Source organism: Agathobaculum sp. Marseille-P7918, assembly GCF_964248325.1.
In the GTDB taxonomy this organism is placed as follows: domain Bacteria; phylum Bacillota; class Clostridia; order Oscillospirales; family Butyricicoccaceae; genus Agathobaculum.
The window spans coordinates 47,813-67,927 of sequence record NZ_CAXTXI010000006.1 but is presented as its reverse complement, the minus strand read 5'-3'; the positions used below and the strand labels follow the sequence as shown (position 1 = coordinate 67,927).

The 20,115-nt window shown below is 53.1% G+C and carries 25 protein-coding genes; all 25 read right to left on the bottom strand.

Annotated features, from left to right (window positions below):
• The 25 genes from ACESSO_RS09800 to ACESSO_RS09680 all read right to left on the bottom strand — a co-directional run bounded on the left by ACESSO_RS09800 (nt 1) and on the right by ACESSO_RS09680 (nt 20,063).
• The gene (locus tag ACESSO_RS09800) at nt 1-1,086 is read right to left on the bottom strand and encodes a M23 family metallopeptidase (protein ID WP_373164946.1); all 1,086 of its coding nucleotides are present in this window, start codon (nt 1,084-1,086) and stop codon (nt 1-3) included.
• A 12-nt stretch (nt 1,087-1,098) separates the two neighbouring features.
• Nucleotides 1,099-2,949 (bottom strand): VirB4 family type IV secretion system protein, encoded by a 1,851-nt coding sequence (locus tag ACESSO_RS09795; protein ID WP_373164944.1) that lies wholly within the window; start codon nt 2,947-2,949, stop codon nt 1,099-1,101.
• Between the two features lie 99 nt (nt 2,950-3,048).
• Complete coding sequence (locus ACESSO_RS09790; protein ID WP_373164942.1) at nt 3,049-3,639, bottom strand: hypothetical protein; 591 nt, start codon at nt 3,637-3,639, stop codon at nt 3,049-3,051.
• 7 nt (nt 3,640-3,646) lie between these two features.
• On the bottom strand, nt 3,647-3,928 hold the full coding sequence (locus tag ACESSO_RS09785; protein WP_373164940.1) for a hypothetical protein: 282 nt from the start codon (nt 3,926-3,928) through the stop codon (nt 3,647-3,649).
• A gap of 8 nt (nt 3,929-3,936) precedes the next feature.
• Nucleotides 3,937-4,485, bottom strand: a complete 549-nt coding sequence (locus tag ACESSO_RS09780) for a hypothetical protein (protein WP_373164938.1) — start codon at nt 4,483-4,485, stop codon at nt 3,937-3,939.
• A gap of 25 nt (nt 4,486-4,510) precedes the next feature.
• Nucleotides 4,511-6,559: a DNA cytosine methyltransferase gene (locus ACESSO_RS09775; protein ID WP_373164936.1), complete on the bottom strand. Its 2,049-nt coding sequence runs from the start codon at nt 6,557-6,559 to the stop codon at nt 4,511-4,513.
• Nucleotides 6,559-6,948 (bottom strand): DUF4406 domain-containing protein, encoded by a 390-nt coding sequence (locus ACESSO_RS09770; protein WP_373164934.1) that lies wholly within the window; start codon nt 6,946-6,948, stop codon nt 6,559-6,561. Before ACESSO_RS09770 ends, ACESSO_RS09775 begins: the two co-directional genes overlap by 1 nt.
• A complete protein-coding gene (locus tag ACESSO_RS09765; RefSeq protein ID WP_373164932.1) occupies nt 6,945-7,853 on the bottom strand; it encodes a conjugal transfer protein TrbL family protein in 909 nt (302 codons plus the stop codon). Before ACESSO_RS09765 ends, ACESSO_RS09770 begins: the two co-directional genes overlap by 4 nt.
• Before the next feature lie 142 nt (nt 7,854-7,995).
• Complete coding sequence (locus ACESSO_RS09760; protein WP_373164930.1) at nt 7,996-8,418, bottom strand: hypothetical protein; 423 nt, start codon at nt 8,416-8,418, stop codon at nt 7,996-7,998.
• 24 nt (nt 8,419-8,442) lie between these two features.
• Nucleotides 8,443-8,784 carry a DUF3852 domain-containing protein gene (locus ACESSO_RS09755; RefSeq protein WP_373165099.1) on the bottom strand — a complete coding sequence of 114 codons (342 nt, stop codon included), beginning with the start codon at nt 8,782-8,784 and terminating at the stop codon, nt 8,443-8,445.
• A 107-nt stretch (nt 8,785-8,891) separates the two neighbouring features.
• Nucleotides 8,892-9,431, bottom strand: a complete 540-nt coding sequence (locus tag ACESSO_RS09750; protein WP_373164928.1) for a hypothetical protein — start codon at nt 9,429-9,431, stop codon at nt 8,892-8,894.
• Between the two features lie 48 nt (nt 9,432-9,479).
• Nucleotides 9,480-9,953, bottom strand: a complete 474-nt coding sequence (locus ACESSO_RS09745) for a hypothetical protein (RefSeq protein ID WP_373164926.1) — start codon at nt 9,951-9,953, stop codon at nt 9,480-9,482.
• Nucleotides 9,954-9,967: 14 nt separating this feature from the next.
• Nucleotides 9,968-11,638 carry a hypothetical protein gene (locus ACESSO_RS09740; protein ID WP_373165098.1) on the bottom strand — a complete coding sequence of 557 codons (1,671 nt, stop codon included), beginning with the start codon at nt 11,636-11,638 and terminating at the stop codon, nt 9,968-9,970.
• Nucleotides 11,639-11,720: 82 nt separating this feature from the next.
• A complete protein-coding gene (locus tag ACESSO_RS09735) occupies nt 11,721-12,278 on the bottom strand; it encodes a DUF6550 family protein (protein ID WP_373164924.1) in 558 nt (185 codons plus the stop codon).
• 193 nt (nt 12,279-12,471) lie between these two features.
• Entirely contained in the window at nt 12,472-13,017 is a 546-nt protein-coding gene (locus ACESSO_RS09730; RefSeq protein WP_373164922.1) for a hypothetical protein, read from the bottom strand.
• Complete coding sequence (locus ACESSO_RS09725) at nt 13,014-13,409, bottom strand: DUF4320 family protein (RefSeq protein WP_373165097.1); 396 nt, start codon at nt 13,407-13,409, stop codon at nt 13,014-13,016. The genes ACESSO_RS09730 and ACESSO_RS09725 overlap by 4 nt, the downstream gene beginning before the upstream one ends.
• The gene (locus tag ACESSO_RS09720) at nt 13,406-14,002 is read right to left on the bottom strand and encodes a hypothetical protein (RefSeq protein ID WP_373164920.1); all 597 of its coding nucleotides are present in this window, start codon (nt 14,000-14,002) and stop codon (nt 13,406-13,408) included. Before ACESSO_RS09720 ends, ACESSO_RS09725 begins: the two co-directional genes overlap by 4 nt.
• 15 nt (nt 14,003-14,017) lie before the next feature.
• Nucleotides 14,018-14,890, bottom strand: coding sequence for a secretion protein F (locus tag ACESSO_RS09715; RefSeq protein ID WP_373164918.1), 873 nt, complete (start codon nt 14,888-14,890; stop codon nt 14,018-14,020).
• A 4-nt stretch (nt 14,891-14,894) separates the two neighbouring features.
• Nucleotides 14,895-15,824, bottom strand: a complete 930-nt coding sequence (locus ACESSO_RS09710; protein ID WP_373164916.1) for a type II secretion system F family protein — start codon at nt 15,822-15,824, stop codon at nt 14,895-14,897.
• On the bottom strand, nt 15,821-17,245 hold the full coding sequence (locus ACESSO_RS09705) for an ATPase, T2SS/T4P/T4SS family (protein WP_373165095.1): 1,425 nt from the start codon (nt 17,243-17,245) through the stop codon (nt 15,821-15,823). The genes ACESSO_RS09710 and ACESSO_RS09705 overlap by 4 nt, the downstream gene beginning before the upstream one ends.
• A 275-nt stretch (nt 17,246-17,520) precedes the next feature.
• Nucleotides 17,521-18,342: a ParA family protein gene (locus tag ACESSO_RS09700; RefSeq protein ID WP_373164914.1), complete on the bottom strand. Its 822-nt coding sequence runs from the start codon at nt 18,340-18,342 to the stop codon at nt 17,521-17,523.
• Nucleotides 18,342-19,196, bottom strand: a complete 855-nt coding sequence (cpaB, locus tag ACESSO_RS09695; protein ID WP_373164912.1) for a Flp pilus assembly protein CpaB — start codon at nt 19,194-19,196, stop codon at nt 18,342-18,344. The genes ACESSO_RS09700 and cpaB overlap by 1 nt, the downstream gene beginning before the upstream one ends.
• A gap of 39 nt (nt 19,197-19,235) precedes the next feature.
• On the bottom strand, nt 19,236-19,358 hold the full coding sequence (locus ACESSO_RS09690; protein WP_373164910.1) for a hypothetical protein: 123 nt from the start codon (nt 19,356-19,358) through the stop codon (nt 19,236-19,238).
• Nucleotides 19,355-19,810 (bottom strand): prepilin peptidase, encoded by a 456-nt coding sequence (locus ACESSO_RS09685; RefSeq protein WP_373164908.1) that lies wholly within the window; start codon nt 19,808-19,810, stop codon nt 19,355-19,357. Before ACESSO_RS09685 ends, ACESSO_RS09690 begins: the two co-directional genes overlap by 4 nt.
• Nucleotides 19,800-20,063: a DUF6133 family protein gene (locus ACESSO_RS09680; RefSeq protein WP_191543151.1), complete on the bottom strand. Its 264-nt coding sequence runs from the start codon at nt 20,061-20,063 to the stop codon at nt 19,800-19,802. The genes ACESSO_RS09685 and ACESSO_RS09680 overlap by 11 nt, the downstream gene beginning before the upstream one ends.
• Nucleotides 20,064-20,115 lie beyond the last annotated feature (52 nt).

Sequence of the window (20,115 nt, the reverse complement as noted above, 5' to 3'; positions counted from 1 at the left end):
TTATCCTCCTGCTGTGGGCAGATAAGCACGTGGGTCGGTTTGCTCACCATTCACACGAACCTCAAAATGCAAGTGAGGGCCGGTGGATCGGCCGGTGGAACCGGAGAGAGCAATGACATCCCCAGCCTCGACGGTCTGGCCAACCTGAGCAAGCAGTCTGGAGTTGTGGCCATAGAGCGTTGACAGACCATTGCCATGATCGATCATCACATAGTACCCATACCCACCTGCGTTGTATTGTGATACGGTGACTGTTCCCGGCAGAGCTGCCCGGATAGGAGTGCCGGTTGGAACGGCCAGATCCATGCCGCTGTGTCCTCTTGTTTCTCCGGTGAAGGGATCTCTGCGGTAACCGAACTCTGAGGTCACAATGCTTTCCCAGTTTGCACCCACCGGTGAGCAGAATCCATCTACACTGATAAACGGCACATCTGCTCCTGGAAACCAATCGGCGGTTCCAGTGGAAGTGCCATACAGAGCGATGTTGTAGATGCTGTCAGCGTTACTTTGATTCTCCGGGGTGACTGTGATCCCCATAGCCGCCTCGATCCGAGCGTAGACTTCGTTCATATCGGTGACTGGAATAGCCACGGTATAGGTTTCCTCAACCTCCACTTCCTTGCCTTCCCCATCGACAGAAGTGACCGTCCGAGTTCTCTCCTCATAGTCGACGAAGCAGTCTGCGTAGGCAGCAATGTCTGTAGCAGATGGCTGGTCAACGGCGAAGTACAGAGAATAAAAGATAGCTTTGAGCCGAGTATCATCCAGGCTCTGTCCATCCTCACACATTGCATTGATCTCAGCTACTGCATCGTCAATCCGGTCAAAGCTGCTCCGCATATCCTCGATGTGAGCCCGATATTCCTCGGGCACATTGGCAGAAATCACACCGCCGTGGAAGCAAAGTTCCACGGCGGTTATATTGTGGTTGGAGAAGCTGGAGAGGAATGCGCAGATCAAAACGATGAGAATGATCAGCGGAGAGAGAATCGCAACGATCACCCACCCCAGGGCTTTCCGTGTTCTGTCGTCTGCCAAGACAGCAACAGCCGCCTTTGCAATGGCGGCAACGGTCGCTGCACTCATGCCGCCACCTCCTTATCGTCCGCCGGCGGAACCGTACAAGGCTTCCTTGTAGGCAGGCGCATGTACCTCCAACAGATACCGCTCGTTGCCGCACTTGAACAAGCACACGCCACGTTGTGGGAAGCGGATGAGATTGTATTCCGCTTCCTCCAGCTGGAGCAAGTCCATATAAAATCGCTTGTCGATAGAGCCACAGTTGAAGATGAACTGATGCGGAGGGATCGCGAACAGAGGCTTGGTCAGCTCTCGGATGCCATCCCGGTCAAAGTCCTCCAGATTCTGCGAGGCCATGATGAGGTTGGACTCTTTCTTTCTAACCCGTTTCAGGATGTTGCGGATGTACTCGATGATGGTGGTCCCCACCGTGATGTTATCGGAGAGCCACACATAGAGCTCATCCAGCACGGCAGTGGTGTTGCCCAGAGTAAGGATCCGGTCAGACATAAAGGACAGAATGTTGAAGAGCATAGCGCCCCGGACGCTGCGGTTGGCCTGCAGAAGCCCTTTAACGCCAAATACAATGAAACGAGAAGAGGTCACATTGGTATGGCCGTTGAAGAATTTGGCCTCGGCCCCCTTACACATGGAGTGGAGGCCGAGGAGAATTTCCTGCAGAAGCTCTGCCGTATACAGATGGTGAGCATCCGCATCATACCCCTGGTACTCTTGTTCAATGAGGTCATAAAGATCGGAGAGGATGGGATAGTCCTGCGGATTCAGACGGCTGAAGTCAGTAGCATCGCTGATGCCCCATTTCTCATACAGACGGCCAACCATGATCTCAATGGTATCGATATGACGGTCGCTGAAATCTTTGTAGGCCCGGAAGAAGTCCTTGAGAAAGGAGACATGCTGGCTCAGTCGTGTGGATTTGCGGAACGCCTCGGGGGCGTCGGTGTCCTCCGGATCGCCTCCCTCGTCCCAGCACTTGGGTTCCAACGGATTGATGCGGTACATACCGCCCATCAGATCAATGAAGCAGCCGCCCACCCTCTCGCACATATCTTTCTGTTCATGCTCCACATCGAGGGAGATTACCGATTTACCTGCCTCAAGGAAGTTGAGCAAGAGGAGTTTGAGCAGGTAGCTCTTGCCCTGGCCAGAGTTGCCCAGGATCAGGATGCTGGCGGAGGTCTTGTCATCATCCCGCTTATCAAAGTCCACTAAAATGTTGGCGCCGTACTTGTCCTTGCCGATGTAAAAGCCATGAGGGTCGGTCTTGCCGCTGTAGTTGAACGGGTACAGGTTGGCTACCGAGCTGGCCGGAAGGACTCGCTCAAACTGCTCACCGAAGTGATTCCAGCCAGACGGCATGACAGAAACAAATCCCTCCCGCTGACGGAGAAGCAAACGGTCCACATTGAGCTTGCTCCGTACCAACTCCGTCAGCACATCGGTCTGCAGAAGTTTTAGTGCGTCATAGCTGGATGCGGTCAGTTCAAGAAAGACGGCACAGTGGAGGAGCGGCTCACGGTTTCTGTGCATAGTCGAGACCAGATTGACCACATCCTGCAGGTTGGCCTCGGCGGTAACCGTCTGCTGGAGATCCTCCGTGCTGGAGCGGGACATGCGGTTCTTGTTGGCTGCGTTGTGGATGATTCGTTTCTCCTCACTGGCGGTAACCTGTCGGGTATAGATCCGAATGGTCACGCCGTCCATCTCACCCAGGTGGCGGAGGATAGCCTGCTCATCGGTCGAGGTTGGATATTCCCGGAGAGCCCAGACGCAGCGGTAGGTGTTGCCGCAAAGGAAGTGATCGACCTTAAAATCAATGACGGAGGGGGCGATCATATCGAGGAAGTCTTTGATACTGCCCAAGTCCGTTGAGGGTGCGGGGCCTTTTTTCTTTCTGGATTTATTCATTGGATACCTCCTATCTGTAGCCGCAGGAGGCATTCTGTGCTGCCAACTGGCCGCTCAGGAGTTCACTCCCACGGCCAATTGATGTTTTTTATAAGATCGTCAGTCGTTCAACACGATCCAACGCTCCCCATCAAAATCTTCGTATTTCTCGGTGGTGGCATTCTGCTCGAAGTACACGCCCAGCATGCGCTTGGCGTCCTCTTTGCTGGCGAGGCGCACCTTGAAGCCCTGATCTTCCAGGCTTTTCTGCACTCGCGAGAGCTGGGTGCGGAAGTCGGCATCCTGTTCATCGCGGAAGCGGATCAGGACGAAAAATTCACGGGCAGTCGCCATCTGAACCTGCAGACGATCCAGAGAACGGGCATCCGCCTCCAGCAGTCGGCTGATAACAGGCAGATCTTCCACGGCAGCTCGCTCCCGGTAGTATCGCTTGTTGTCCTCGAAAGACTCTTTGGAGTTGAGAGCCAGCATCTCGATCTCCGTCTGACCCTTGAGAACGGTCATCAGGGCATAAATCCGGCCGCCCACTGCCTCCGGTGGCTGCACAGAAAGGTTTGTCGGCTTCACCGAAAAGAAAGCCAGCAGGCCACGGGAAGTCTTGAGGCCGTAGTCGCTGATGTCGTTGATTCCAATCAGCTGGCGGGTGGTTTCTTTCTTCTGAGCCGCCGTTTTCTCTTTTTTTCTGTTCATATTCTAATCACCTCTGATCCTGTATTGTCTTGGTAATGCCCCAAAAATAGCTCTGCTGCTGGATGAGAAAGTAGCGGATCGCATACCGCAGGAAGTCCAGAATGCTGGTATCGTCCATACGGATGGAAAGGAATGCGTATGCAGCAGTCAGCACGATGGGGACAAAAAATCCGAGCTGCGAGAGCGCAAAGACAGAGATTAAACTGCCGATGCCGATGATGGCGAGATCCCGCAGTGTCCACAGCCAGAGTGTGGCTTTGGATTTCAAATTGTCGGGGTAGATGTACATATTTCACCTCACATTGTCATGCTCATCCCGAACCCCTGCTCGTCCTGTTCGGGGTCAAAGTCCTGATCCTGCGCTTCGTTCTGGTCCTGCTCCATCTCCCAGGCTTGGAGTTCTTGGGCTACCAGGCCCGCAACAAAGGCACGTTTGGACATACCGCTGTGCGCCTCCAGATACTGTTCTACACGGTGAAATAGAGTTTCGGGCATGGCAATGGCCAGCGTCCGCTCTTTTTTGTTGTCCAAGAGCGTCGCATTCTGGAGCGGTTCCTCGCCCTGCTCCCACTGGTCCAGAGCTTGATTCAGAAGGTTCTGGACAAGAGCTTTTTGGGACAGGGGGGCATGATAATCCAGATAAGATTTCAGTTGCTGGAACATATCCTCCGAGATCTGAACGGCCAGAGTTCTTTGTTCTTGTTTTGTGGTGGCAGGCTGGTCCAGGTAGGCGGTCAGGACTTTGGTGAGGTATTCACCAATAGTCATTTCTGGGGACTTCGCCTCCATTAATCTCTTGTGGAGTGACTCAGGGATCAATCCGCAGAGGTTTTTCATCGGTTCCATGACCACATCTCCTTTTCAAATTATTTTAAGTTGCCTGTACTGCGATTGCCCAAGCGATCCCCTGTAAGACAAAATCCACACAGGGAATAGCAACGGAGTTGCCCAAAGCCTTATATCGGGCGGAGTCAGAGGCCCCCTTAATTTCGGTCCAGCCATCCGGAAATCCCTGAAGTCGCTCGCATTCTAATGGAGTGAGGCGACGGATCAGGCGGACGAGATTACTGGTTTCGGCTGATACTTTGTTTTCTGATTCATCCAAATCCATAACCAGATCAGTTGCGTCCTTGTGTTGACGTGCGCTTTGTGTGCTGGCCACATCATCGTCCTTAAACACATCCACACGCTGTCGGCTGAACACAGCATGATGGTCAGTGGCGGTAAGGGTATAGGCGATTCCTTGCTGGTACCCAATTCCGTTTCCACCATTCATAGGTTGACGGTCTATTGCGTTGCCGGTGATACAGAAAGTATCATCCCTCTGAGCCACCAGTGGAACATTGTTTCCGCCTGTGCCGTAGCGGGCGGACATTGTTGGTGCAACCTTGTGGGGGCCGGTGTAGCGAGCATCTATCCCATGGTTTTCGAAGAGTGTTGGTGATTCCTCTGCCTGCTCAGCCACGACCAGCGGTTGATTATTTCCACCCATACCAAAGGTAGCGGATACTGTCTGTGCGGCGTTGACTGGACCCAGGAAACGGGTGTCTTGGCCATGGTTGTCAAAAACCAGTGGCTGATGTCCATGCTCCTGTGCTCGGAGGGTTCCGCTTACATCTTCGCTATATGCCATTGCGCTGCCGCCTTGATCGTTGAGACAAATGATAGGTTGATGACTCCCCATCTGTGCCCGTAAGGTTGAGGTTTTATTATGAGTCAGATCCATCCGCTGTCCCCCTTGGTCGTTGAGGCACAGGATAGAAGGCATACAGTTACCGCTGGCGGCCCCTTTCAGAGTGGGTGCTATCTCCTCACCATAGCCAATGCTGCCTGCTGTGGCACCGGCACCAGCAGAGAAACCGGCAGTTAGGATACATGGATAACCCTGTCCAGCCTGTCCTCCGCCGCCGCTGAGAGATGTATGGCGTTCCGATGAGAGAAAACAATCACCGTTGCCTTTGGCGATCACTCCGGCAACAAATGTCTGTTGCTTCATCCCCGGCTGCGCACCAAGTGCGGCAGCGACATCGTGTAGGTCGCGCACCTCATCTCTCTGGTTAGCGGCAAAGGCTGTCCAACCGCTGATCACACCGTTTCGTCCGGTCGACATTCCGCAGTTTACCCCCAGGGTTGCGGCTTTATCTCCAGTTAGATCTCCGTTGTACCCGTCGAATCCAACGGTATCAGCCCAGCCTGAATCATCAGAGCCTGTTTGAGCTGAGGTGGCAGCTCTTTTCCTCGAGCTTCCGCTCGGCGCAGGATTCCCAAGCAGGCTGTTCTGCTCAAATAGTATTTTGGGGGCGGATCGTCCTGCAAAATCTGCGACAAGGAAGATTCTCTTGCGTCGCTGGGCGACACCCCAGTATTGAGCATCCAGGACTCTCCAAGCCAGGCTGAATTGATCTCCCAGAATGATTGCCCCAACAGATTCCCATGTCCCGGAGTCAGGTCCAGGCACTGAACAGGAGCTGTCTTTAATTCGGACAATCTCCTCCAGGACAATCCGGAAGTCTTCGCCCTCCGAGGAGGAGAAGGCTCCGGGGACATTTTCCCAGCACATGTATCGAGGTCGAACAGCGTGAGCTGTTCTACCGCGTCGCTCATCTGCATCCCTCATTTCTTTTACAATTCTGACTTGCTCCATAAACAGGCCGGATCGAGCCCCGGCAAGACCAGCTCTGGCCCCCGCCACGCTGAGATCCTGGCAGGGTGAGCCGCCGGTGATGATGTCTACCGGTGGTAGGTCGGCACCGTTGAGTTTTGTGATGTCCCCGACATGGAGCATATCCGGGAACCTCAATTGAGTGACTTCAATGGGAAACGGTTCGATCTCGCTTGCCCACACCGGAGTGATGCCGTTGTGGATTGCTGCCAGCGGGAAGCCCCCGATCCCATCGAAGAGGCTCCCAAGTGTGGGCATCAGGCCATAGCCAGACTCTGCCCTGAAGCAGCGATTTGCTCCATCTCAGCGGGCAGTTGTTCTTTCTGGATTTCATGTGTCCCAATGCTTTTAATGGGGATGTTCAGTTTGATGGCCTCTGTGATCTCCTGTGCCATGCCTGAGCTAATTCTGTCACCGCACACCCACAGCTCGTCGCACCGTTCCATGAACTGCATTCCAAGCTGGAGACCCAGTTCGCGTTCTGCGGGATTACTATCATCCAGCATCTGCGGATATAAGAGATGAACAGCGACCGGTATGCCTCCCTGACGAATCGCATAGCGGCAGGCTCTCTTTGCAAAGGTTACATTTTCCTCGATGTTGCCAGCATAAGGCGAGGCGATATAAATCAGCTTGCTCTCTCTCATTTTGCCGCCGCCCCCACCGTCTGAATTACTGTGCGGGTGGTATTGACCGCGGTTTGTGCGGCATAGACTGCAGACATGATGTTGGCGCGGGTTGAGGTGTCCAGGCCAAAAGCGCCGCAGATTCGAGGCACCTCACCGGCAGAAAGCATGAGTCCCAAGCCTAAAAGTGCGTGATCTTTCAGGACCATCAACCCTGCGGTGAGGATTGTTGCTTGCAAGAAAGTGGTGAGACACAGACCGACGATCTGCTTGCACCACTGTACAAACCCGTCCATATAGCCGCGAGGTACTGAGAACATATAGAGAGAGCCAACCGCAATCTGGATAAGCAAGATGCCGCCACGCTTGAGGTTGGAGAAAAAGCACTTGACGATGGCGTATCCCATCATAATGATGATGAACAGCGTCATGATGGGATTGGTAATGGAACTGAGTCCGCCAAAGACGCCGGCAGACGGAACGGAGCCTACACCGACACCGGAGAGTGAATCAATGATGCTGGAGGCCAGTGAGTCGATTCCGCTCCCGTATCCTGTGATTCCTGCTGTCAGACTGGCTTGTAGCTCCACCGAGAGCTTATAAAGCTCAATGGGCACAGTCGTAAAACATCCGACAGCCAGAAAACCTTTCAAGGCATTGAGCATGGCGTCCTTTACATTTGCTCGTCCAGTTTGGTACTCGATTCCGACCTCAAATGCAGCAACCACAAGGCCGACACCGTAGAGCGCCCAAGCCAGATAAGAAAAAAAGAGGACAATGGATTGCACCCAGCTCATTTCAAAAAGCTCTACGCCCATGTTGCCCATTGAGGCAAAGAAGTCGCCGAAAAAGCCGACCACCTGGCCGTAGGCCCAGTCGATGATCTGGTCCATGACGCTGCCGAGAAGGAAGTCCCATATAAACATGTGAATCAATCACCCCTTTCAAAAGAAAGGAGCCGTGCTTTGAATTGACATCTTCAGCGAGACAACGGCACAGGGGCCGCGACAAAGCACGGCCCCTGTGGAAGGATTATCTGTTGTCAGTTGGGAAGGACTGCAATGGCACTCAATACATCTGCTGATGCATATCCGCCTGCTGGGTCTGGAACACTTGGAAATACTCATCCAGATTCTCAGCGATCAGCTTGTAGTCGGCGCTGGTAGGCCGGTAGACATACCAGTCAGGCTTTCCGCAGTCATCCCAGATATACGGGATGATTCCCTTGGAGAAATTGGGATTGCTGGTCTTTTTGTACCCCAGCAGGTCCGAGAAATGAAAGACAGCAATGTCTACTTTGCCGTCCACACGATTCAGAATCGATGCTCGGATAGCGTCGTAATGGCCAGAGATGTGCATGGAAGCAAACTCGATCCTGGCGCGCAGATCCTGATCCAGACGAACATAGGCAGACCGGCCCGCATAGGACACCTGTTCGGCAGCTGTGCAGTTACACAAAATCCGCTGGAGTTCTTGTGTGAAGTAATTCATGCAGCTATTCCTCCTTGGCAATCATCACATGCCCAAAATAGTCCACACATAGGTGGGGGCGGTCAGTGTGAACAGTAGGCAGGCGAAGAGGATGGCAGGTGCTGTCCATTCAAACTGGCCGTGCTTGCGGTAGTCGAAGTAAGCCATCCCCAGCTTGGCGAAGAAGAAGACTGCGAGGATCAGGTCAATAACCGGGAAAACAACATTGTTCACAACCGTCTTGATCTGATCCGACGCATCGTTCCAGGTACCTTCGATGGCGCCAGCCACATCGCCGGTACCGGCAGCGAAGGCAGTGGTGCTGAGCAGGCCAACTGCCAGCACGAGAACCAGAAACATACAGAAGAACTTTTTGTATTTGGACATAAAAAAACCACCTTTCTTTTGGAAGGAAAGGCCGTAGAAAACAGTCCAAGTTGCCTGGTAGACTTTTAACAGGCTGTGGAGCTGCATCCCACGGCCTGCTTTACGGATTACATGGACATCGACATATCTTCTTTTACTTCATTTGAACTTTCTTGAATAGGCACCTCCTTCTGGTATTGATCTTCTATTTCGGCAATCCAGTAGGTCAACCAATCTACTGCGTGATCGAACTCCTGGAATGTACGTTTGTATATGGGGTCAATCGTCTTACTGTTTAATACAGGATCAGGATTGTATTGTGCAGCAGTGTGGTATTGCTCCATTTTTTCAAGAAGATCGACCGCCTGATCAAGTATGTCATACAGCGAAAAGGCTGGCGGCTGCGTTGGAAGAGGCAATGCTATTGGAGCATTTTTCTGATATACGCCTCGTCGAGCTTTCCCATACGAACTATCCGCGGACTTAACCAAATCATCGAGTACATGCCAGACATTGTTGACCTCAATTTGTCCCTCCCAGTTTGTGCCCTCTGCCCGTTTCCGTATGAATTGCACAATCTCACCGTAGGAATGAGGCTGTCCATCTTCGAGAAGGTCTTTGGCAGTTTCTCTCAGGAACTGCGATTTTTCAAGGGCCTCCGGTTTCATATTTCACCTCCTTGACGTATAAAGTCAGTGTCCAATGACAGATCCATTTCACATTGAAATGAAAAGATTGGTGCTTCGAATTTCCTCTGATTCAATCAAGGATTTGACTTCAATGATTTCTGGATCGGGACAGAACTTGAGATCGCCTCGGAACCCCAGCTTGAGATTGCTGAAATCTTCAGCGGCCTTCAACAGCTCCGGCGATGCGCCAGGGGGTATTTCCTGCATCCAGCGGACCCATTCGCCGTTCTGATAGCGCGGCTTCAGCCGAAGGATCACATAGTCCTCCGGCTGGAATTTAGGGTATCTGCCAATGCTCCCGCCAAGTTTCACATAGGGCTTTCCCTCGACCATAACGGTGGCCCGCATGAGTTCCAGCGTATCTTCCAGCGAGGTGCAGAACCAGCACTCGGTATCACCCATATGCCTGATGCGACCTTCCCTCAGAATGGAGTCGAGATTCTCCTGCCTTGTGTAGTGGTACAGTTCCTCTGGTTTACTGGTTACTCGGATATATCCCATGGCAGTACCTCTTGTCAGCGCATCGGCGCTATATGCCAGTCATCCCAGAGGTTCCCACTGATTGTGAGTGTGTCGCTGAGATTGACAGAGAGCATCCCGACCGGTGTCCAGCAGTCGATCACCCATGTGTTGACGGCATAAGCGCCGTCCGGATACCAGACGGGTGTGAAATGAGTGCGCCGGTTGTAGGTGCTGTACTCGTTTGTCTGGAATTCCAGGCGGGAGGAGGATGAGCTGATTGAGATGCGATCCAGCAGCCGCCAGAACGAATCATAGTTGAATTCCGGGAAATAGCTGACTGCGTTCTGCAGAGCAGTGGTGGCCGAGCGTTGGGAGCTGCTGACTCTGGCGGTGACTACCTCATTGATGCCATATCCAGATTTCATTGTGCTTCCGCTGGCAGTGGGATTCATGGCATCGGGGGTAATGGTCATGGAGGCGCTCAAACTGGCGTTATAGCGGTCCAGGTCAAATTCCCACCATCCGTGATCACACCAGTATCCGCTATTCTCACCGGTGCTGTGCCACACCCAGTACGCATACCACCACGGGCGCCAGATGCTCCACTGCGCCGATGTTTTTTCTTCTCTGGATGGTATTGAGGATGGTGAGAAGGAGTCGTTACGGTCATCTGCTACAGGGTTGGGTGGTGGGTTTTCATCAAGGTCAACGATCTTGCATTGGATGGTGGCCTGGGCGGAGCCCGGACCTGATACGCTTACTGTAATGGTCACATCCTGCGGCGTATCAGGCGTTGTCCACCGTACCCATGCCAGCTGGGAATCCCCGTCCGGGTAATAGACATTGCTGACTGTGTAGGTCGTTCCGAGAATATTGAACCTCACGGTGACGGGATTGTCTGGGTCGCTCTGCCCGCCGCTGATCTCCACCGATGTGATTACCTCGGTGTTGGTTCGGTATTCATAGTCGTGAGTGGTGATGACCGGCTCCTCGGGCTGTTCCTCGAACCTCACAATGCCAAGCCCCAGTGAAGATTTGATGGCGGAATTGGTCGCATGCTGAGTTGTGGAACCAGACCACGCGGGGTAGCCCAGGTCCGGCGTTTCTAAAAACATTGAAAGCGGCAGGTTTTTGTGCGTCAAGCTCCCCATCCATGTTCGTAGATGCCCACTCACTACTTCATCATACATGGCTGCCTCGGTCGCAGTGGTCGCAATCATGACACCCTCATAAGTGTAATAAGCGATTGGTTCCAACAGGAGCTTATACTCACCATTGATTAGGGTGTCAAAATCCATGCCACTGTAATTGGCAATCGCGCGGATGACCTGCTCATCCGTAAAATAGCTTTTGATTGCCTCGATATTGTTGCTGCCGCTTGTACTGATGATTCTCGGAATGGACTGAGCGGGCTGAATATAGGAGTATCCGCCCTGTACTGGCGACAGGCCAGCACCGTTGTTATATTGGATTTTGCTGACTTTTCCAAAGTGATAAATCGAGGCGGACGGAGTTTTGTTTGTCAGGTCAATGGGGGTTGTTACGACAGCATGGTTACTGGCTCTGACAACGGTAACTCTTACGCCTTCATTGCCTGGATTCCAGCTTCCGTGACTTGTTGCGTTGCCCATAGAACCGCCGCCACCATCGATGTTGCCTTCACCTGTTGCATAGACCGTTACCGGAATGGCAATGCAAACAAGAAGTGCAACCAAAACAATCATGCTCAAAATTCGTCTCAAAAACACACCTCCTCAAGGAAACGAAAAAAGCACAGCGTTCAGCTGTGCTTTTTGAGCGTAGTATTTAGTCCATTATGCCGATCTTGTTGCCGTTTTCATACATGTCCCCGGCTTCTGTTCCCTGATTTGCCCCTGCATTGGGGACATTGCTAAATCCGGGCAAGCCGCCTCCAGTATTGGTAGAGGGTTGCTCGGGGGGCTGATAGGTATCGTGATCTTCAGGGGTTGGCGTTCCCTCGACCGGCGTTCCATCGGGCTTTTGGCTGGGGTCGGTCAGCACATCATCGTCGGGTGTATCCGGCAGCACTGGGTCAGCCTGAATGGTCTGCTCCGTACCGCTGGAGACCGCACCGCTCCCAGCATTTGAGCTGGGATCATTGGATGGAGTCTGTGGATTGACCGTGAGGCCGTCCTCGCTGGTGGCAGAAGGAGCGTCAGGATCAGTGGACGGATTGCTGCTGCCAGGGTCGACCATGACTTCGCCTTGCTGGGAGCTGCTGGCGGGAGGCAGATCATCTGTGGACTTGTCTTTGGTGAACTGTTGAGCGATCACGAACACCAGGATCGCACAGATCACGAGGCCGCCAGCGACGGTCAGCCACTTTTTCGAGCTGTCTTTCATGGGGTATCCTCCTTTTCTGTGGGTCGGTTTTTAGACCGACCATGATATTGGTTTGGCGTAGCGGCTGATCGCCAATAAATCTTGATGCTATTCTCCTATACCGCACGCCTCTTGTCAACTCGAACCCTACCACAAGTAAGTGCTGAAGTCTATAATTGCGGTGGTTTCAAAAGAAACATTTTTGATAACTCGGTCAAAAGCGAGGGGTGTACCCGGCACTTACCTTTACCGTCATCCGCATGGGGGGCAAAAGCCTCCCCCCAAAGGAAACCGGAACCTCCAGTTCAATCTCGCAGTCTGCCACCAGCCGGTTGTCAGCACTGTCAGCCGATGCAAAGGATGCGTTGTGTAGATCGACATTCAGATCCCAAACGCGGAATTCCATTTTGCCGTCCTCTGTGTATTGCACATGGTAGTCGCCCTGATTGGTCAGGTTCAAAAGTGCATCCAACCGACCATAGATGTCACCATAGTCCAATGACTCCTCGAACTCTCCAGCAGAGGGCTGATAAGCACCGGAGTAGCCTTCACGTATCCCGTGGTACACGTCGTCGTAATTGTCGTTAACAGTTGAGATGACCGCCTCCTGAATGGCATCCCGAACCCCTTGCGCCACGATCAGCAGACGGAGATATTCGCTGACGCCGCATAGAAGGATCACGAGGGAAAGTGTGACAGCAATGATCAGAGGGAAAGATACTCCGCGACGATCCCTAAGAACTTGCTTGAGTCGATTCATTTCCAGTACACCTCACTTTTCCCCGTTGCCTCGGAGCGGAGAGTGATTGGAAAACTGCCGAAGCCAGCAAACAGGCCAAGGTTTGTTTCATAGGTCAGGACAACCGTGACTTCCTGATTTAGCTGGATGCGGCCTGTGCTGCTCCAACTGATGTCCGGGTCCAGACCTGTCTGCTCCCGCAATGACTGAGCTCGACGGGTGGTTTCGGTTCCTACGCGGCCATAAAGCTCTGCCTCACGCACAAGCTCTGTGGCAAAGGTATCGAGCTGCTGTTTGGCGATATAGACAGGCATGATCTTAACGGCCAGAGCGATGACCAGCATGGCACACACCACCAGAACACAGACATCAATGTATCCCTCGCCGCGTTGGGAGCGCAAGACTCGTTTCAGCACATGTTCACCTCCATTTCCGGAGCACACTGCTCCTGGCCAGGAAATTCCGTCAGAAGATACCACACCCCATTCTGTCGGTTGGCCGATTTGACCGTCTGGGAAAGGAGCTCCTCAGCGGAAACATCCATAGAAACGCCCGACACACCAGGGTGAGAAGATGTGCCATGTCCCTTCAACAGACTTTCTGCCTGTGCTTCCGTCAGGGAAACGAAGCCGCAAGGTGTCATCAAAGAGAATACTCCGCTCTTGTGATCGATCAAAAAATCCCGTACAGTTGCGGGAGCGGATGTGTCACCAAGTTCTTGCTGGAGCGTCCAGACACAATGCAGAAGTTCCTCCTTGTGGGAGGTATCGGCGCCGTTTTCAGAGATCCACCGGTCGGTAACATACCCAAGCGGATCATCCAGGTCGAGCAGGAACCTTGCGTCCTCGTCAGTAATGGCATCGTCGATGTTGTCATGGATCATCCTTGCGGCCGCAATTTCCTCCGCGGCATCCATCAGCTCTGCCGGGTCAGAGGCCATCCACTGTTTGACCCGCCGCTCATAGTCGGCGCTGATTTTTTTCTTCAGTTCTTTCTTATAGTCCATTGGGTTCCTCCCTTCTTAGAACATTCCGCTGAGCGAGTTCAGAATCTGGAAGATGATGATGGCCAGATAGGTCACCAGGAAACACATGAGCAGGATGAAGGAAAAGACGCGGATCTTGGGCGGGATTTTCATAGCCTTCGCCTTTAACCGTTGGAGTTCCAGCTGTTTCATATCGTGAGCGAGCATCTGGAAGTAGTGAATGCCATCGTCGCCTCGTAGCACACCGATCAGGCCGCGAACCACATCGGAAAGAAGCGGCGAATTGAAGCGGGCCTCAAAGCGGGTCAGCGCCGCCTCATAGGAGCCAGATCGCATGTCTGCGGTGAGAATGTCCAGTTCAGCGGCGAAGGTAGCTCCAGCGTTCTGCTTGTAATGCTCCACCATGCTCAACACATCACGGCTGTTGGCAAGTTCCTGGGTAACCGTAGCCACAAAGCGAGGCAGTTCGGACTCGATCTCATCCCGCTTTCCGGTCAGCTTTTCATCTGCCCGGCGGATCTCCTTAAAATAGACCATCACGGCCAGAAGGATCACAACCAGTGCCAGCAGAGGAAACAGAAACAGACACGGGATCACACCAAGCGTCACTGCCGCAGCTTTTACAATAGCGAAGGCGACATATTCCTCCGGCGTCATGCCGAGGCCCGCAGCATTCAGTGTGTTCTTCAAACGACTGTGCTTATATTCATCCATGTGGATATGGGGTGCCAGCTTGACTGCCCACCCCATGAGAAGCACATCTGTGGTGCGAGCCTGCTTTTTTTCCTGACGACCGGCGGAGAGTAACGCCTTCTGGGTTGCGAGACGAGGCAGTTTGAAGAAATCTGCCGCAATGAAGAAGAGGCCAAGCGCCAGGAATACTCCGCACAAAATCAGTAATAACTCCATAGCGTCACCTCTTATATTCGATGGGTTGAGTCAGCTTGATGACCGCCGCTGTGCTTACAAATAGAACAGCCGCACAGACAGCCAGGATGACCTGTCCCATCGGTGTGTGCATCAGAATGTCGTACCACTCCTGATTGAGAAAATACAGCAGTGGGATATTGCCGAGGACGAGGATCTGCATGACGATAAACTCTTTGCGGGGTTCGAACACCATGTTTTCCAGTTCACCATTGACGATTCGCATATCGCTCAGTTTAGCAACGATGGGTGTCAGGGTGGTTTTCATGCCGCGGTCATAGCGGCAGGTTAACAGTGCGGCCACCCACTCTCGGAAGACTGTATTGTCGATCTTGGTGCTGAGATCCCGTAGAGCGGCGTCCACATCTGGGTCAACGAGCTTGATCCTTGTCAGGAATTCTGCAAAGGCGCTCTTGACGGGCGGATTGAGGTATTCCAAATTTTCCTCGACAGCAGTCTGGATATCCTCATTGCGAAGATAGGATGTGGTGATGATAGACAGTGCCGTTTCCAACTCTGCAGAGATTACCTTCTTGAAATAGGCTGCAGTCAATTTGATGTACCAGAATGGGACAAACATCATACCAACTGCCAGGACGGGAACGAGAAAGAAGTTCCCCAGCAAGAAAGCAAATGAGGCTCCTACCAGAAACAGCAACAGAGACATCGCACAGATGGCTGGGAACTTCGCCTCCCGGCCTGTCATGCGCAGAATATTTTGGGTTTCCTCGATTTCTCGGCGTAGAATGAATTTTTTCTTACGCTGCGTGGACTCGTTGATCTCGTCCCGGATGCTTTTAGGCTTGCTGGTGATGTGCCGGAATATCCCCTCGGTAAAATCCGAGGGAGTGATGCCCAGCAGCACAAAGAAGCCGACCGCCATGCCGATGCAAGCCATAAGCTGTATGGTCGTCACACGGGTTCACCTCCTTGTTTTTGGTGGAATCCCGCCAGAAGCCTATCCAGCTCCTGTTGAGGCATTCCGTTATCGATGAAATGTTTCTGCAGATTGGCGGAGATCGGATGGACCGGCTCATGGTGTCCGTCGATGTAATACTTGCCATCTTCCAGCCGGTTGTCCTCAATTGCAAAATGATAGAGGGTGTTATACTGGCGGGAGCCATCCGGCTGGATGACACATTCCATGATCTCCATGATCTTACGGCTCTTGTCCTCCAGCTGCTTGGCAAAGGCCACCACAGGGAACGCTTCGGTTACCAGATCCATGAGGGTATCATCGGACATTTCATGTTTACGCTTACACAGTGTGACCATGCGCCGCCAGGTGGCCTGAGAAGAGTTAGAATGGATAGTTGTGAGCACACCGTGGCCGGTGCGGGCAGCCTCCTGCGCAGCATACGCCTCAGCGGATCGCATCTCGCCCACACAGATGATGTCGGGGTGATAGCGCAGTGCCATATCCAACAGCATATCCTGATCGATGTTCTGTTTGGCATTCTCGGACTCGCGGGTGATGGTATGGATGACACTGTTGCAGACCTTTCCATCTTTCTCACGAACCAGATCCAGCTCACGGGAGCCATTTTCAATGGTGAACACACGCTTGTTGTCGGGAATTGTGGTCAGTAGCCATCCTGCCACTGTGGTCTTGCCGGAACCGGTAGCACCGGCCACACAAACGGAAACACCGTACCGCAGGCAGGCGGACAGGAAGTCCAGCATATCCCCAGTGGCGGTTCCACCTCGGACAAAGTCATCCTTTTGCATATTCTGCGGGTTGACGATTCGAATGGAGGCGGTGACACCCACATCTTCATCCACCAGCGGAGTCTTGAGGACGGCGATTCGGATGTTCTTGCTGAGGTGGCCCAGGACAGCAGGACTGGCGTTGTCCAACACCATGCCGGACACATGAAGCATACGGCGGATTACATTGATGGCGTGACTGGGACTGTCAAAGTGCTCATCCAGTTTGACCATCTGCCCGTTGGAGTACAGCACCTCAATATCCCGCCAGGAGTTGATGTTGATCTCCTCAATACCGGTACCGAAGATGTACTTGGTCAGAAGGCCAAATTCAGCCATTTCTGTGTAGAGTGCATCTACCAGCCCATCGGCGGTGTAGCCCTTGACCGCAATGCGGCGGTCCTGCACATACTTGGTGATGTACCGCTTGATCTGGATTTTTGCGTCCTCATCCCCTCCATCGGTGATCAGAGAGGAATATTTGCCGGAGATATACTCCTGCACTTCCTTGAGCACACTGTTAAAGTCTCGGCTGTCGCCATCCGGTGCAAAGAAGAGAGCGTGAGTGCGATTACCCACGGCGGCATTGCTGGCCAGCGTTCTGCGGGGAGGATTATCTGGATACGACATATCCAGGTCAGGCGGAGTGAAGTCCGCATCGCCAGTGGAGGCATCCTGCGGTGCAGGCCCAGAAGATAGTGTTTCCTCTGCGATTGTCTCTGCCTCGTCAGGAATGGGGACACCATCCAGTATGGCATTACCGGCGCTGTCAATCACAGGCCAGTCCGGGCCGAAATATAGAGGGATGTCTTTTTTCTCTCCGTCCCGATCTAAGGTGATGTGCCTGATCGGCTTCTCCTCCTGAGCAGGCTGGCAACCGAAAAGGGATGGGTTTCGCTTTTCTCCTAACACCCAAACACCTCCTTGGAAACCTTTTCGATTTCTTTGCGGAAGATGCGGCTGTCCTTCATGGAGAGTTCACCCAGCAGATCTCCAGCCAGATACAGAGACTCTACCTCGGCAGAATGTGGCAGTGTAAAGGCCACTGTACCCAATGCCTTAGCCATGTGATCACCGGCCTGCTGGGGTTTAACATTACTGGCAGTCTTGTACTGCTTTTCCAGATCCCAGCCCGCGTCCTTCAGGAGAGGGAGCTGGCTGGATAGATAGCTGATAGATTTCAGATCGGCGTTGGCAAGACGCAGAACAGCATCCGATTCCATCAGGGCAACAGCGGAGAGAATGTCGTTGGCGATATAGCTCCCGCAATCGATCACCACATAAGGAGCAATATTCCGCAGACCGTCGATTAGCTCTCGGGCCTGCACATCACTGTAGGGCGGATAGGTGTACTCCGACTCGCCTTTGAGCAGTCCCAGAATGGAGAGATACCCCAGCCGTTTATGGGTGGCAAGATTGTTTTTGATCAAACTGTCGGATACATGAGCGGCTGCCAATACGCTGCCCAGGGAACCCTTGTTCTCAAGATCCCTGGGCGGGCAGATGCAGGGCAGCATGGGGGCAGACATGTCGCAGAGGAGAAGAATCGTGTTTTTATGCTTGCTGGCAAGGTGCTTTGCGATTCGTGCGGCGACGGTGGTTTTGCCGCTGCCGGGGCTGCCCCACACAGCCAGTACACCACCCTGGTCCTCCTGCTCATACTCCTCGTAAGCATCCTCGTTCTCCGCCGAGCGGGAAAAGATGCTACCTTTTTTGAAGTTCAGCATCAGGCCACCTCCTCAGACTCCGTGGGAGTTTCGGCCTCCGTTCCTTCAGAATCGCTGGCCTCCGAGACAGCCTCCTCCCGTGTGGCTTCTTTCTGGGGCGTTTCCTCGGGATCAGGCTCGGGGGGATAGAGCTCCAGCAGGACATCATCCTGTGCAGTGAGGAACTTTTCAGCATTCTCCTTGCTTCCGCGGTAGACCAGGGTCAGGTGGATCGTACCTTCCTCCTCCAGCTCGGCCAACACCTTACTTTGTTCGGGTGTGACCAGCAGTGTGACAGTACTGGGCAGCTCTTTTCCATCTTCCTCGTCGGTCTGAGTTTCTCCAGTATTAGCATCATACCCGGTGGAAGCTGTCACGCTGATCACTTCCACATACTGAAGCTCAGGCGGTATGACGGTCTGGCCCTGCTGTTTGTAGTCGGGGGCAACCACGGAGACGATATCGCCACTCTGCAGCTTGCCAGACAGACCATTGGCAAAGGAACGGATCGTGACGGAGATGGCCTGCTGACTCCCGTCGAGGTCATAAAGGTAGGCGTTGTCCGCCGCCGGTACATCAGAGAGTTTGGTATTGATGATGTAATCGCCCACTGCCAGATCTGCCGTAGCGTATTTGCCAATGGCGTTGTCCTTTTCATGCAGGACATTATCGGGCATATTGTATCCGCCGACTTCCACCAGCTGGATCATATCGTCAGTAATCTGCTCGCCGGCCCGGATCGGCTGGGTAACCCGAACGATTTCGACCTTCTGGGATACCGCCCTATTAAAGAGCGGAGTCAGGCCGAAGCAGATGAGGACAGAGAGTAGAATACAGAACACACCTATCACGGTGCGATTTCTCAGAAAGCTCATACAGGGCATAACCTCCTTTTGGACTGAAAATGGCGGCTCTTACACGCGAACCGTCTTCTTGCGGCGGATTGTCTTGGGAACGATGATGGCAGCAGCGGTCAGGGGGGCCAGAATGCCGATGCATTTAAAGACAGTCTTTTTCTCTACACGAAATTTTTTCATGTCAAAACCTCCAAAATATAGAATGTGGCAAAGCCAATGGATAGAAACGGTGCCAAGGGGATGGCTATTTGGTCGATGGGGGTTGGTGTGGCTGCACAGTGTTTCTCAATAGATGCCCGCACGACAGCATAGGAGATAGCCACCAACATACCAAGAATGACGCCCCATAAAGTTGGAAACAATCCGATTGCGAAACCAACGGCGGCTATGAATTTAATATCACCCCCGCCCATTCGATCCCGAAACAATATTGCCATTCCAAGAAACGGAAGAGCGACTACTGAACCAAGGATCTGACCGATAAAACGGGCGGGGCTGATTGCAATCAGCCCCGCCGCGGCAGTCAGGATACAAATAGAATTGGGAATGTGGTGACTTCGCAAATCAGAAACGGATGCCAGTGCAAGGGCGCAGAAGAACCATGCGGTCTGAAAAGCGGCATCAGCCAGCATAGTTGAACATGTCTTCCACGCGCTGGGTCACAGTGGGCAGCACGGTGTCGCCGAACAGGGTGTACAGACCGGCCAGCAGCAGGGCGCCCAGCACGACAGCGATCAGGATCTTCACAGCAGTGTCGATATAGCCCTCGCCGCGGGTGTTGCTCAGGGCGGCACGGGCGGAGAGCGCCATGGTGTTGACAGTGCCGATGGCTTTGCGGGAAACGGAGCTCATGGTGTTGATCATCTTGTTATACAGCTTCTTCATAGGTTCATTTCCTCCTTATATTTTGAAAAAAGATTGTAGTGACTGGATTGTT

Bases quoted from the DNA above. Each gene is read 5' to 3' on its own strand.
- ACESSO_RS09800 (WP_373164946.1), bottom strand. From the start codon at position 1,086: ATGAGTGCAGCGACCGTTGCCGCCATTGCAAAGGCGGCTGTTGCTGTC.
- ACESSO_RS09795 (WP_373164944.1), bottom strand. From the start codon at position 2,949: ATGAATAAATCCAGAAAGAAAAAAGGCCCCGCACCCTCAACGGACTTG.
- ACESSO_RS09790 (WP_373164942.1), bottom strand. From the start codon at position 3,639: ATGAACAGAAAAAAAGAGAAAACGGCGGCTCAGAAGAAAGAAACCACC.
- ACESSO_RS09785 (WP_373164940.1), bottom strand. From the start codon at position 3,928: ATGTACATCTACCCCGACAATTTGAAATCCAAAGCCACACTCTGGCTG.
- ACESSO_RS09780 (WP_373164938.1), bottom strand. From the start codon at position 4,485: ATGGAACCGATGAAAAACCTCTGCGGATTGATCCCTGAGTCACTCCAC.
- ACESSO_RS09775 (WP_373164936.1), bottom strand. From the start codon at position 6,559: ATGCCCACACTTGGGAGCCTCTTCGATGGGATCGGGGGCTTCCCGCTG.
- ACESSO_RS09770 (WP_373164934.1), bottom strand. From the start codon at position 6,948: ATGAGAGAGAGCAAGCTGATTTATATCGCCTCGCCTTATGCTGGCAAC.
- ACESSO_RS09765 (WP_373164932.1), bottom strand. From the start codon at position 7,853: ATGTTTATATGGGACTTCCTTCTCGGCAGCGTCATGGACCAGATCATC.
- ACESSO_RS09760 (WP_373164930.1), bottom strand. From the start codon at position 8,418: ATGAATTACTTCACACAAGAACTCCAGCGGATTTTGTGTAACTGCACA.
- ACESSO_RS09755 (WP_373165099.1), bottom strand. From the start codon at position 8,784: ATGTCCAAATACAAAAAGTTCTTCTGTATGTTTCTGGTTCTCGTGCTG.
- ACESSO_RS09750 (WP_373164928.1), bottom strand. From the start codon at position 9,431: ATGAAACCGGAGGCCCTTGAAAAATCGCAGTTCCTGAGAGAAACTGCC.
- ACESSO_RS09745 (WP_373164926.1), bottom strand. From the start codon at position 9,953: ATGGGATATATCCGAGTAACCAGTAAACCAGAGGAACTGTACCACTAC.
- ACESSO_RS09740 (WP_373165098.1), bottom strand. From the start codon at position 11,638: ATGATTGTTTTGGTTGCACTTCTTGTTTGCATTGCCATTCCGGTAACG.
- ACESSO_RS09735 (WP_373164924.1), bottom strand. From the start codon at position 12,278: ATGAAAGACAGCTCGAAAAAGTGGCTGACCGTCGCTGGCGGCCTCGTG.
- ACESSO_RS09730 (WP_373164922.1), bottom strand. From the start codon at position 13,017: ATGAATCGACTCAAGCAAGTTCTTAGGGATCGTCGCGGAGTATCTTTC.
- ACESSO_RS09720 (WP_373164920.1), bottom strand. From the start codon at position 14,002: ATGGACTATAAGAAAGAACTGAAGAAAAAAATCAGCGCCGACTATGAG.
- ACESSO_RS09715 (WP_373164918.1), bottom strand. From the start codon at position 14,890: ATGGAGTTATTACTGATTTTGTGCGGAGTATTCCTGGCGCTTGGCCTC.
- ACESSO_RS09705 (WP_373165095.1), bottom strand. From the start codon at position 17,245: ATGTCGTATCCAGATAATCCTCCCCGCAGAACGCTGGCCAGCAATGCC.
- ACESSO_RS09700 (WP_373164914.1), bottom strand. From the start codon at position 18,342: ATGCTGAACTTCAAAAAAGGTAGCATCTTTTCCCGCTCGGCGGAGAAC.
- cpaB (WP_373164912.1), bottom strand. From the start codon at position 19,196: ATGAGCTTTCTGAGAAATCGCACCGTGATAGGTGTGTTCTGTATTCTA.
- ACESSO_RS09690 (WP_373164910.1), bottom strand. From the start codon at position 19,358: ATGAAAAAATTTCGTGTAGAGAAAAAGACTGTCTTTAAATGCATCGGC.
- ACESSO_RS09685 (WP_373164908.1), bottom strand. From the start codon at position 19,810: ATGCTGGCTGATGCCGCTTTTCAGACCGCATGGTTCTTCTGCGCCCTT.
- ACESSO_RS09680 (WP_191543151.1), bottom strand. From the start codon at position 20,063: ATGAAGAAGCTGTATAACAAGATGATCAACACCATGAGCTCCGTTTCC.